This is a genomic window from Phytohabitans rumicis (assembly GCF_011764445.1).
Taxonomy (GTDB): Bacteria; Actinomycetota; Actinomycetes; order Mycobacteriales; family Micromonosporaceae; genus Phytohabitans; species Phytohabitans rumicis.
Genome location: NZ_BLPG01000001.1, coordinates 8,857,755 through 8,868,567, shown reverse-complemented (window position 1 = coordinate 8,868,567; position 10,813 = coordinate 8,857,755). Strand labels below are relative to the sequence as shown.

At 72.4% G+C, this 10,813-nt stretch carries 14 protein-coding genes and 1 pseudogene; 3 read left to right on the top strand and 12 right to left on the bottom strand.

Going from position 1 to position 10,813, the window contains the following annotated elements; all coding sequences use genetic code 11:
• Positions 1–17: 17 nt before the first annotated feature.
• Positions 18–656 (bottom strand): neocarzinostatin apoprotein domain-containing protein, encoded by a 639-nt coding sequence (locus Prum_RS40170; protein ID WP_173082216.1) that lies wholly within the window; start codon positions 654–656, stop codon positions 18–20.
• A 103-nt stretch (positions 657–759) separates the two neighbouring features.
• On the opposite strand from Prum_RS40170, the gene Prum_RS40165 reads away from it, so the two are divergent.
• Complete coding sequence (locus Prum_RS40165; RefSeq protein ID WP_308785411.1) at positions 760–1,734, top strand: HtaA domain-containing protein; 975 nt, start codon at positions 760–762, stop codon at positions 1,732–1,734.
• On the opposite strand, the gene Prum_RS40160 is transcribed toward Prum_RS40165, so the two are convergent.
• The 8 genes from Prum_RS40160 to Prum_RS40130 are packed head-to-tail and all read right to left on the bottom strand — an operon-like array spanning position 1,703 to position 7,152.
• Complete coding sequence (locus Prum_RS40160; RefSeq protein ID WP_173082212.1) at positions 1,703–2,686, bottom strand: ABC-2 membrane transporter-related protein; 984 nt, start codon at positions 2,684–2,686, stop codon at positions 1,703–1,705. The genes Prum_RS40165 and Prum_RS40160 overlap by 32 nt on opposite strands.
• A complete protein-coding gene (locus tag Prum_RS40155; protein WP_173082210.1) occupies positions 2,686–3,261 on the bottom strand; it encodes an AAA family ATPase in 576 nt (191 codons plus the stop codon). The genes Prum_RS40160 and Prum_RS40155 overlap by 1 nt, the downstream gene beginning before the upstream one ends.
• Positions 3,237–3,557 carry an ATP-binding cassette domain-containing protein gene (locus Prum_RS54700; RefSeq protein WP_173082201.1) on the bottom strand — a complete coding sequence of 107 codons (321 nt, stop codon included), beginning with the start codon at positions 3,555–3,557 and terminating at the stop codon, positions 3,237–3,239. The genes Prum_RS40155 and Prum_RS54700 overlap by 25 nt, the downstream gene beginning before the upstream one ends.
• A complete protein-coding gene (locus tag Prum_RS40145) occupies positions 3,554–3,952 on the bottom strand; it encodes a GntR family transcriptional regulator (protein ID WP_173082191.1) in 399 nt (132 codons plus the stop codon). Before Prum_RS40145 ends, Prum_RS54700 begins: the two co-directional genes overlap by 4 nt.
• Before the next feature lie 53 nt (positions 3,953–4,005).
• On the bottom strand, positions 4,006–4,527 hold the full coding sequence (locus tag Prum_RS50195) for a hypothetical protein (RefSeq protein WP_218577591.1): 522 nt from the start codon (positions 4,525–4,527) through the stop codon (positions 4,006–4,008).
• Positions 4,506–5,804 (bottom strand): carbohydrate-binding domain-containing protein, encoded by a 1,299-nt coding sequence (locus Prum_RS40140; RefSeq protein WP_218577590.1) that lies wholly within the window; start codon positions 5,802–5,804, stop codon positions 4,506–4,508. The genes Prum_RS50195 and Prum_RS40140 overlap by 22 nt, the downstream gene beginning before the upstream one ends.
• Entirely contained in the window at positions 5,801–6,559 is a 759-nt protein-coding gene (locus tag Prum_RS40135) for a polyphosphate polymerase domain-containing protein (RefSeq protein WP_173082189.1), read from the bottom strand. The genes Prum_RS40140 and Prum_RS40135 overlap by 4 nt, the downstream gene beginning before the upstream one ends.
• Positions 6,559–7,152 (bottom strand): DUF4956 domain-containing protein, encoded by a 594-nt coding sequence (locus Prum_RS40130; protein ID WP_173082187.1) that lies wholly within the window; start codon positions 7,150–7,152, stop codon positions 6,559–6,561. Before Prum_RS40130 ends, Prum_RS40135 begins: the two co-directional genes overlap by 1 nt.
• A gap of 165 nt (positions 7,153–7,317) precedes the next feature.
• Between Prum_RS40130 and Prum_RS40125 the strand changes: the two genes are divergently transcribed.
• The gene (locus Prum_RS40125; RefSeq protein ID WP_173082185.1) at positions 7,318–8,214 is read left to right on the top strand and encodes a phosphodiester glycosidase family protein; all 897 of its coding nucleotides are present in this window, start codon (positions 7,318–7,320) and stop codon (positions 8,212–8,214) included.
• On the top strand, positions 8,207–9,298 hold the full coding sequence (locus Prum_RS40120) for a bifunctional glycosyltransferase family 2/GtrA family protein (protein WP_218577589.1): 1,092 nt from the start codon (positions 8,207–8,209) through the stop codon (positions 9,296–9,298). The genes Prum_RS40125 and Prum_RS40120 overlap by 8 nt, the downstream gene beginning before the upstream one ends.
• On the opposite strand, the gene Prum_RS40115 is transcribed toward Prum_RS40120, so the two are convergent.
• From Prum_RS40115 to Prum_RS52790, 3 genes and pseudogenes are all read right to left on the bottom strand, one after another.
• Positions 9,264–9,842: an HAD family acid phosphatase gene (locus Prum_RS40115; RefSeq protein ID WP_246278420.1), complete on the bottom strand. Its 579-nt coding sequence runs from the start codon at positions 9,840–9,842 to the stop codon at positions 9,264–9,266. The two genes, Prum_RS40120 and Prum_RS40115, sit on opposite strands and share 35 nt — an antisense overlap.
• A 66-nt stretch (positions 9,843–9,908) precedes the next feature.
• Positions 9,909–10,325 carry a LysR substrate-binding domain-containing protein gene (locus tag Prum_RS52795; RefSeq protein WP_246278697.1) on the bottom strand — a complete coding sequence of 139 codons (417 nt, stop codon included), beginning with the start codon at positions 10,323–10,325 and terminating at the stop codon, positions 9,909–9,911.
• 307 nt (positions 10,326–10,632) lie between these two features.
• Positions 10,633–10,758 (bottom strand): annotated as a pseudogene (locus tag Prum_RS52790) (helix-turn-helix domain-containing protein); the annotation flags it as partial.
• Positions 10,759–10,813: the final 55 nt, after the last annotated feature.

Here is a 10,813-nt window from a genome sequence, read left to right as displayed (position 1 = left end):
GCTGTCGCTGACCCGGATCACTTCGAGGGGGCATCGGCTGGCGGCGTGGCCGGCGCCGGCGTGCTCGCGGCGGCCTGGCTCGGCTCCGGGGCCGGCGTGGTGGTTGTCGGCGCCGAGGTCTTCGGTGCGGTGGTTTTCGGTGCGGTGGTCTTGGGGGCCGCCGCCTGCTTCGGCGCGAACGCGATGGGCGCCCGCGCGTCCTGCGACCGGTCGGCGCTGCGGGTGTGGTCGTTGCGGGTCACCACCGCGCACTTGCGGACCGTGCAGTCGATGTCACCGATCTTCGGGGTCACCGTGATCCGCACCCGGAACGAGCCGCCCGGCCCGTACGGCACGGCCAGGCCCTCGCCGTACGACGGCGGGTTGGACGAGATCCAGTGCGAGGCGCCCAGGCTCCCGCTGGTGTCCGCGCCGCCGCCGCACGGGGTGGGCAGCTTGCCGGCCCCGTTGTCGACGCAGTACGCGACGTAGATGCCCTTCTTCTCGTCGTACCCGGAGCCGGAGACGGTCACCGTCTCCCCCGCCCGGTTGAGCCCGCTGGTCTTGCTGACGGTCAGCTTCTGCCCGCCCGGCCCACGGACGGTGGTGTCCGCGTACGCCGGACCGGCGCTCAGCAGAGCGATCCCGCAGATGGCGGCGACGACGCTGATCCGCAAGGCGGCCTCCCGGAATTTTGGTTAGCCTAACCTAAGTGGATCACGCGCTTCGCGCAAGCGGGTGACCGGAGGATTTCGCAGAAGATTAGGTGAGCCTAACCTAATGGCGTTTCTGGCGTCCAGAAGGAAAGGCATCAGCATGGACATACACCACACCGGCGGCATCCGCCGGTCCCTGCAGTGGGTGGCGGCCGTCGCCGTCGGCGTCGCCGCTTCGATCGCCGCCGTCGCGCCCGCCTCGGCGGCGCCCGTCGACGTCACCGGCGGCGCGCTCGACTGGGGCTTCAAGGCGTCGTTCCGGGCGTACGTGCAGACCGGCAACGGCAACCCGCCGATCGCGGTGAGCAACGGCGCGACCCGCAACGCGGACGGCACGTTCAAGTTCCCGGCGACCGGGTGCTCGTCCGCCTCGCCGGGTGGCCGGCCGGCACGGTGGGCATCGAGGTGTGCGGCGGTGCCGGCCGGGCGGCTCGGCGGACTGCGCGATCGACGCCGCCGTGCAGACGTACGTCGCCCGCACCGGGGCGGGCGGGGCGCCGTTGACCGTCACCGCGCCGCCCGGCGGCTGCCCCTGCGCCATCCGGGTGACCACTCTGGACGGTGCCGTCACCGCCACGGCCCCGCTCGCGGTGCGCGGCGTGCCCACCGTCCCGGCGACCGCAGCCCCCGCCACCGCCGTACCCGTCCTGGTCGGCGTCGACCTCGACGGCGGCCAGCCCTGGCTGGGCTGGCCGGCGCGGCGCACCCTCGTGCTGCGGGTCCGCAACGACGGCACCGCGCCGGCCGGCGTGACCCCGGTGGTCACGGTGGGCCGTGGCGCCGACCCGACCGGCTTCGTCGCGCCGCCGGCCGTGCCCCCGCTGGCCCCCGGCGAGGAGCGCGCGATCCGGATCCCGGTCACGCTCCCCGCCCCGGCCCTGGGCACCTACACCATCCGCGGCGAGGTGTCCGGCACCGCCTTCACCGCGACGGCACGGCACCACCCGTGGTCCGTCCCGGTGGCCCTGGCCCTCGTCATCGCGGCCCTCGCCGTACGCCGGCCACGCTCACGTCGTACGGCGGCGCACGATGGCGATGACGGCGGCGAGCAGGACGGCGGCGAGCCCGAGGAACAGCCCCGATTCGATGGCCTGGAACGTCCAGAAGGCGCTCGTGGGGTGGTACTCGGCGAAGTGCCGCAGCCCGTGGTCGGCCATGTACCGCTCGGCGGCGGTGTCGGACCCGTACATGGCGTGCTCGCCGTCGTAGATCTTCATGAGGATCGACCACCGCTCAGCGTCGGTGAGCCGGCGGCCGGAGCCGTCGACCCAGCCGCTTTCGACGACCCAGTCCGTGGTGGGCCGCCAGGCGGCGGACGCGTCGACCCCCGGATCGGTGATCCGTAGCCGCGGCGCCTGATACCGGGGCCGCAGGTACTCCTCCATCGGCACCCGGACCGCGACGAAGGCGACGAGGGTGACGCCCATGGCCACGATCGTCCGGCGCAGCAGGACGCCGGCCAGCGCGCCGAGCGCGAACGCGAACAGCGTGGCGGAGCCCAGGCTGGGCGCCGCGATGATGAACGCGGCGGAGCGCATGCGACCGTCGATGTCGTCCAGCGGGCCGCGCCACCACGTGAGCAGCGCCGCGAGCGCGACCGCGACCAGGGTCACGCCGAGGCCGACGGCGGCCAGCTTGGCGGTGAGCCAGCGAGTGCGGGTCACGCTCTGCGTGAACGCCAGCTTCCAGGTGCCGCGCTCGAACTCGCGCGCGAACAGCGGCGCGCCGACGAACACCCCGGCGAGGCCGGGCAGCAGGGCGACGAACACCAGCCGGTTGCTCCACTCCAGATTGCGGACCACGAACTGGTCGACGATCTGCGCGCAGGCGCTGCGGCTGGCGGAGTTGGTGACGCACGCGGCGACGCCGTCCGCCCGGTACGCCTCGTGCATGCCGATGCCGCCCAGCACCAGGGGTACGGCGATCGCGGCCAGCAGCGCCGCCGCGAGGACCAGCTCGGCGCGGTGCTGCCGCCAGGTCACCCAGAGCATCACTCCGCCTTCCCGTCGGCTTGCAGGTAGGCGAGGACGAGGTCTTCGAGGCTGACCGGATGGGACTCCCACCGGGGGTGAGCCGGCACGGCGGCGGGTTGCCGCACGAGGAGGTTGCTGTGCCGCTGCCCGTGGGTCGCGCAGACCAGCCCGTCGAACGGGCCGGTGTCGTCGCGGCGCGGGCCGGTCAGCAGGCGGTGGTCGGCGAGCAGGTCGTCCACCTCGCCGGCCAGGCGTACCCGGCCCTGGTGGAGCAGGACGAGGTGGTCGCAGACCCGTTCCATCTCGGTGACCAGGTGCGAGGAGAGCAGCACGGTCAGGTCGCTGTCCGCGACGGCCTCCACAAGGGACCGCATGAACTCGCGCCGGGCGACCGGGTCCAGGCTGGCCGCCGGCTCGTCGAGCACGAGCAGGCGGGGCCGCTTGGCCAGCGCCAGGGTGAGCGCGACCTGCGCCTGCTGGCCACCGGAGAGCTTGCCAGCCTTGCGCCCCAGCGGGATGCCGAGCTCGCGCAGGCGCGCCTCGGCGCCGGCCCGGTCGAAGCCGGGGTTCATCGACCGTCCGAAGTGGAGCATGTCGGCGACGCTGAAGCCGCGGTAGAGGGGTGGTCCTGGGCGACGAAGCCCACCTGGGCCAGCGCGGCCGGCCGGTCCATGCGCAGCGGCTGGCCGAACAGCTCGACCGTGCCCTCGGTGGGCTGCAACAGGCCGATGGTCAGGTGCATCAGGGTGCTCTTGCCGGCACCGTTGACCCCGACCAGGCCGACGATCCGCCCCGCCGGCAGGTCGAGGTCGCACTCGCGCAGCGCCCAGGCACCGCGGCCGTACCGCTTGCCCAGGCCCACCGTGCGCAGCGCGGGCTCGCCGGTCACGCGGCTCCCGCCTGGGCCTGCTCGTCGTCGTCGAGGGTCGCGCTCACCAGGGCGCGGACCTGCTCGTGGTCGAGCCCGCTGTCCCGGGCGGTGCGCAGCCAGCCGCGCAGGCCCCGGGACAGCCGGGCGTACGTCGCGGCGGGCACCTGGTCGACGTTGCCGCTGACGAAGGTGCCCTGCCCGGCCCGCGGGGTGACCAGCCCGGCCCGTTCCAGCTCCCGGTACGCCTTGGCGACGGTGTTGGGGTTGACCACCAGCGCGGCGGCCACCTCGCGCACCGTGGGTAGCTGGTCACCCTCGCGCAGGTAACCGAGCAGCAGGCCGCGGCGGACCTGATCCACCAGTTGGAGATAGGTCGGCACCCCCGACCGGGTATCGAGCCGGAACGCGAACATCGCACCACACCTTCAGACAGTGTCCTCTTGTACTAGTGCGATAGTACACAGGGCTAGCGGCGGCGGCCTCCGCCGGGGCCGCCGCCGCCCGCGGGGGCCTCGCCGGCCGTCACCGTCGCGATCGACGTCGCCGAGCCGAGGCTGCCCGACGCGGCCAGGCCGCCGGTCGAGTCGCCGGACGCCGTGCCACCGCTGTAGATCTGGTACTTCTCGCCCTTGGTGATGGCCGACGAGGAGTGCACGAGGTTCTGCACGTCGCTGCTGGTGACGAACGTGGCGACCACCTTGCCGTCCGCGTCGACCACCTGCAGGGTGGTGCCGGAGGCGACCGTCGAGGTGAACGTCGCCGACAGCCAGCCCTGCGCGGAGTCGGTGTCCGGCGCGACCGCCATCCCGGCGCTGCCGGCCGCCAGCAGCACACCACCGCTGATCGTGAATGTGCCGTTGACGTCGAGCGCGCCGTTGCCGTTGCTGGTCGGCCCGTTGACCACGACGGTGCCGCCGGTGATGGTCGCGGTGCCGTTGGAGTCGAACCCGTCGCCGTCCGCGTTGATCACCAGGGTCCCGCCGGACACGGTGACCGAGTAGTCCCCGACCGCCTCGCCGCCGCCCGGCCCACCGCCGCCCGGCGCGCCACCCCGCCGCCGGTGCCGCCGGCCGCGTTGATGCCGTCGTCGCGGGACACGATGTTCACCTCGCCTCCGCTCAGCACGATCGCCGCGCTCTCCAGGCCCTCGTTCGAGTTCGTGATGTCCAGCGAGCCGGCGTCGACGACCAGCTTGGCCTCCGCGTGTACGCCGTCGTCGCCGCTCGCCGCCGTGACCGTGGCGCCGCCCAGCCGGACGGCCGCGTCGCTGTTGATGGCGTCGTCGGAGGAGTCCAGCTTGACCGTGCCGCCCTCCAGCACCGCGGCCACGCCGGCCTTGAGCGCCTTGGTGGAGGTCTCGTCGGTCGGGGCGACGCCGCTGCCGCCGCCCGCCGTGACGGTCAGCGTGCCGCCGGTGACCACCAGGTCGGTGGCCGCGTCGGCGCCGTCGCCCTTGGCGGTGACCGTGACCGTGCCCCCGGCGACCGCGATGTAGCCGGCGTCCGCCTCGTCGGCGTTGTCGGCCTTGAGGCCGTCCCCGCCCGCGGTCACGGTGATCGTCCCGCCGTCAACAACCAGGTAGTCCTTGCCGCGGATGCCGTCGTCGGCCGCCTCGGCGGTGATGGTGCCGGACGCGATGACCAGACCGTCCTGGCTGGCGATCGCGTCGTTTCCGTTGCCCTTGACCGTCAGCGCGCCGTTTCCGGCGATGGTCAGGTCGGCCGCGCTGTAGAGCGCCGCGTTGACGTCGGCGTCGTCGGCGTACGCGCTGGCGTCGCTCAGCTTGTTCTGGCTGCCGTCGGCGAGGAGCACGACCACCTTGTCCGCCGCCGTGGCGGCGATCGCGGCCGTGGACGAACTGGAGATGTCGACCCCGTTCAGGATCAGCTTCACCGTGGCGTCCGCCGCCTTGATCACGACCTGGCCGTTGAGGCTGCCGCTGAGCCGGTACGTGCCACCCGCCGTGATCGTGACCGTGGCCCCGTCGACGCTCACCCCGTCGCCGCTCGCCGTCGCTGAGTCGCCGGTCAGCTTGACGTCGACCACCTGCGACTCGTCGTACGCGACGTCCTGATCCTCGGCGTGGTCGGACTCGTTGTCGGCCAGCACCGCGGCGGCGCTCAGGTCGCCGCTCACCGCCGCCGCGGCCGTCGTGGCCCCGGACGACGTGCTCGCGGCGTCCTCACCGGTCGAGCAGCCGGCCACCGCGGCAGTGGCCAGCACGGCCGAAAACACCGCCGCGGTCAACTTCCTGCGGATCCTCATGAATAGCTCCTGTCGATCGTCATCGGGGAGAGGTGCCGGCTCAACACCGGATGCCAGCGGTTGGCGGGAAGGTCGGGGCGCAGCACCGCCAGGCCGGTGCCGAACTTGGACAGCGCGCACGGCCGGTGCCCGAGTGACCACAGCAGACGGTCGACCGCGCTGGCCGAGGCGCCCGGTGACTTGGTCTCGACGACCGCCCGGTCCGGCATGCGCACGCCGGACCCGTCCGGCAAGGCGAAGGACAGCTCGGTGTCGATGGTCACCCGGCCGCCGCTGGCCGGGATGAAAAGCGTGGCGCGCTGGTAGTGGGTGACCAGCACCCGGTCCATCGGCCGCCGCCCGTGTCCGGGCAGGACCGCGTCGATGTGGGCGTACGCCGACGCGTCCAGGTCGTGCATCCCGCCATCCGGGTACGGGAACCGGTACTTGACCGTGTCGCCCCGCCGTTGCTGGGTCTTGACCTCCAGGAAGTGGCCGCCCGTGTCGACGTACTCGCGGATCCGGACCTTGAATCGGCGCCGGCGGCCGCGGGCGGTGGCGAGGTAGCTGTCCAGAGTGGACGTGTCGAAGTAGTCGGAGCGGTACCCGAACTCGCGCCGGCCCTCGATCTGCAGGATCCGCACGTCGGGTCCCAGGCCGTGCAGCAGCGCCGGCAGGTCGGCAGCGGGCAGCACGTACTTGCGGTCGCGGCGGGTCAGCAGGGCGGCCCGCTCGACGAGTTCGGCCAGCCCGATCGGGCGCAACTGGTCGAGCATCAGGACGCCACCCGCTCGATCCGCGGGCTCGGCTCGTGCCGGATCGCGCCCTGGCCGGCGCGGTACCGGACCTCCACCAGGGTGCTGTCGTTGACCAGGTCGACGTGCTTGACGTCCACATTGACCACCTGGCCGCCCAGCAGCATCTCCAGGTGCGAGCGCAGCGCCGCCTCGTCGGTGTACGCGGTGTCCAGCCGCAGGCTCTGCTGCTTGTAGCGGCGGAAGAGCTGCGGGTGGTCGCCGACGTACAGCGCGGCGAGGATGAGCGCCATCAGGCCACCGGTCAGCGCGCTGATCCCGCCGGTGATGCCGGCCAGCAGCCCCAGCGCGAGCGCGGCGAAGTAGTACGCGATCTCGTGCTGGGCGATCTCGTAGGAGCGCAGCCGGATGATGGACAGCACGCCGAACAGGCCCAGTCCGAGCCCGATCCCCACGCCGGAGGAGCCGAGCACCATCGAGACCGCGAGCACGCCGATGTTCACGCCCAGGAAGGCGGTCACCAGGTCCCGCCGGTGGTGCCGGGGGAAGTAGACGGCGAACGCGAGGATCGCGATGGCGGCGAGGTCGGCGGCGATGACCGTCAGCTGATTCACGGCTTTTCCTTCATCCGGGGTTAACGACGCGTTCAGTTGACCGGCCTTACCTGTGTGGTTCCTATGACCACGGTGTGCGGAGCGCATGAGTCCGCTCAGTAGACGCTGAGCTGGCACACAGGTTGGTCACATCGGGCCCTCACAAACGGCCGGTAGACCTGCCGCATGTTGCGAAGAGCGAAACGCGTCGTGGTGGCCACGGTGGCCGCGGTACTCCTGTCCGCGGGCGGCGGCACCGCCTGGGCGCTCAACCGGTACGTCGTCGACCACGTCGAGATATCCGACGTCCGCGCGTACGAGGCGGCACAGTCGGGCACCACGGTGGAAAGCTCGACCGGCGACGCCACCATAAAGATCAACAAGGTGACCACCGGTAGCGGCGCGGACACGGTGACGTACTACGTCGCCGACGTGACGCTCACCGACGCGACGCAACTGCGCTCCGCGTTCGCCGAGAACAGCTTCGGCGAGAACATCATCGAGAACACGTCGGCCATCGCCGAGGACAACGACGCCCTCTTCGCCATCAACGGCGACTACTACGGCTTCCGCGACACCGGCATCGTCATCCGCAACGGGGTCGTCTACCGCGACGAGGGCGCCCGCGCCGGGCTGGCGTTCTACCGCGACGGCACCGTCAAGGTGTACGACGAGACCGCCACCACCGCCGAGCAACTGGTCGCCGACGGCGTGTGGAACACCCTGTCGTTCGGGCCGGCCGTGCTGCAGGACGGCGAGATCGTCGCCGGCATCGAGAACGTCGAGGTGGACACCAACTTCGGCAACCACTCCATCCAGGGCGACCAGCCGCGCACCGCGATCGGCGTCATCGACAGCAACCATCTCGTCTTCGTCGTGGTGGACGGCCGCAGTTCCGGCTACAGCAAGGGCGTCACGCTCACCGGGCTGGCGCAGATCATGAAGGACCTGGGCGCTACCACGGCGTACAACCTGGACGGTGGCGGATCGTCCACGATGTACTACGACGGCGCACTGGTGAACAACCCGCTCGGCAAGGGCAAGGAGCGCGGCACCTCCGACATCCTCTACATCGGTGGGTGAGCCGGCCGTGATCGTGCTCATCCCCGCGTACGAGCCGGACCACCGGCTGGTGAACCTCATCGGCTCGCTGCGCTCCGCCGCACCGGACGCCCAAGTGGTCACAGTGGACGATGGCAGCGGACCCGCGTACCGGCGGGTGTTCGACGCCGTCGAGCGCCTCGGCTGCACCGTCCTGCGGCACGCGGTCAACCTGGGCAAGGGGCGCGCGCTCAAGTCCGGCTTCCGGCACATCGCCCAGGCGTACCGCGGGCAGGACGTGGTGTGCGCGGACGCCGACGGCCAGCACAGCGTGGTGGACATCCTGCGCGTCGCCGGGCAGGTGCGCCGCGACCGCCTGGTGCTCGGCACCCGGCGGTTCACCGGGCGGGTGCCGCTGCGCAGCCGGGTGGGCAACTCGGCGACCCGGGTGCTCTTCGCGGCCGCCACCGGGTGCCGGGTCCGCGACACCCAGACCGGGCTCCGCGCGTACCCGGCCTCGATGCTCGACTGGCTGCAGTCCGTGCCCGGCGACCGTTTCGAGTACGAGATGAACGTGCTGCTGGAGGCGGCGCGGACCGGGCGGCCCGTGGAGGAGGCCGACATCGCCACCATCTACCTGGAGCGCAACGCCTCCTCGCACTTCCGCCCGTTCGCCGACTCGGTGCGCATCTACCGGCCGCTGCTGCGGTTCTCCGCGTCGTCGGTGCTGGCGTTCGGCGTGGACACGGCGGCGCTGCTCGCGCTGCACGCGGTCACCGGCGCGCTGTTGCCGTCGGTGGTCGGCGCCCGCGCGCTCAGCTCCACCGTCAACTTCCTGGTCAACCGCAGGTACGTCTTCGCCGGCGAGCGGCGGACGTGGCACGCGGCCGCGGTGCGCTACTGGCTGCTCGTGGCCGCCCTGCTGGCCGCCAACTTCGCGGTGATGGCCGGGCTGACCGCGGCCGGCCTGGCGCTGCTGCCGGCGAAGCTGGCCACCGAGGCCACCCTGTTCACGGTCAGCTACCTGGTGCAGCGCCGGACGGTCTTCACCGTCCGGCGCCCACCTCGCCGCGTCGAGCAGCTACCGCCGGCTAGGACAGCTGACCACCGTAGTCGGGCAGCTTGAACGTCCGCTCGGCGTGCCCACCGGCCAGGTCGCTGTCGTTGTTGCCGATGTTCGCCACGATCGTGTAGCCGAGCCGCTCGATGGCGATCCGGGCGTTGGTCTTCATGGTCTGGTTGGACGAGAAGTCGAACGTGCCGCGCAGGTACAGCCCGCCGATCACGTACCCGACGGTCTCCAGGTTGTAGCGCGTCCAACCGGTGATGATCTCCGGCCGGGCGGTCACGAAGAACACCGTGGCGCCCGCCGCCCGGGCCTGCTGGGCGGTCCGCAGGATCGGCGCCGTCGCCGGGTAGACCAGGCCCGACGCGTACGCCTCTTCCAGCGCCGTGTTGTCGATGTCCAGCACGATGGCGGCCCGTACGGACGGGTCCGGCAGGCGGGTGCCGAGGTACTGCCGGGCGGTGTCGGCGACCGCGGTCACGTCGGCGACCCACGTCGCGTACGACGGGAGCGCGGCGGCGGCCGGCGCCGTAGCCGCAGGGCTGAGCAGGGCAAGAGTGGCGGCGACCGCGGCCACCGCCACCCGGAGAAGTCCTCTGCGCACGGGGGATCCTCCTTTAGGAACGTGAGACTTTCTCATTGTTGCCGAGGCAGTGACGGCTGTCGAGATCTACCGCCCGTACGCGTCGCGGCTCAGCGCGACCAGGTCGTCGAGGTGGGCCGGCGGGTCGTCCGTCCACCAGGCGAGCCATACCGGGATCGGCGGGGCGTCGCGCAGCACCCGGTACGCCACACCGGGCCGCGGGTTCTGGTTCGCGGTCGCCTCGGAGGTGACGCCGACGGCCTGCCCGGCCGCGATCAGCGTGAGCCACTCGTCGACGCCGTGCGTGTGGCGTACCGCGGGCGTGGCGTCCGGCGGCCACAGGTCGAGCGTGGTGGTGCCGGTGCGGGCGTCGATCGCCACCGTGTACCGGGCCAGGTCGCGCAGCCGCACGGACCGGCGGCGGGCCAGCGTGTTGTCGGTGGCCACCGCGGCGAAGCGGCGCTCCTGCCCCAGCAGCGCGGTCGCGAACCGGGCGTCGTCCAGGGCGCGGCGGACGACCGCGACCTCGGCGACCCCTCGGCGAGGCCGCCGGTCGGGCTGTTGGCGTGCACGAACACCAGTGGCACCCCGGGATGCAGCGTGGTCCAGGTCTTCTGCAGGCGCCGGGTGTGCTTGCCCAGCGCCGCCCAGGCGTATCCGACCCGCAACTCGGTGCGGGCCTGCTCGGTGACCCGGTGCAGGTGCGCCACCTCGTCCAGCACCCGCCGCGCGCCGGCGAGCACCCGCGTACCCGTGGGGTGAGGGCGATGTGGCGGGTGGTGCGCTGCAGCAGGCGGGCGCCGAGCGCGGCCTCCAGCGCGGCCACCGCGCGGGAGACCGCCGCCTGCGAGACGCCCAGGCGCGCGGCGGCGTCGGTGAACGTCCCCGCGTCGACCACCGCGACGAACGCGCGCAGCTGATGCAGCTGCAAATCCATGCGTCGAGCGTATAGGTGCAGCGGCTGGCGCATTTCTCATCCGCGCCGGCCCCCC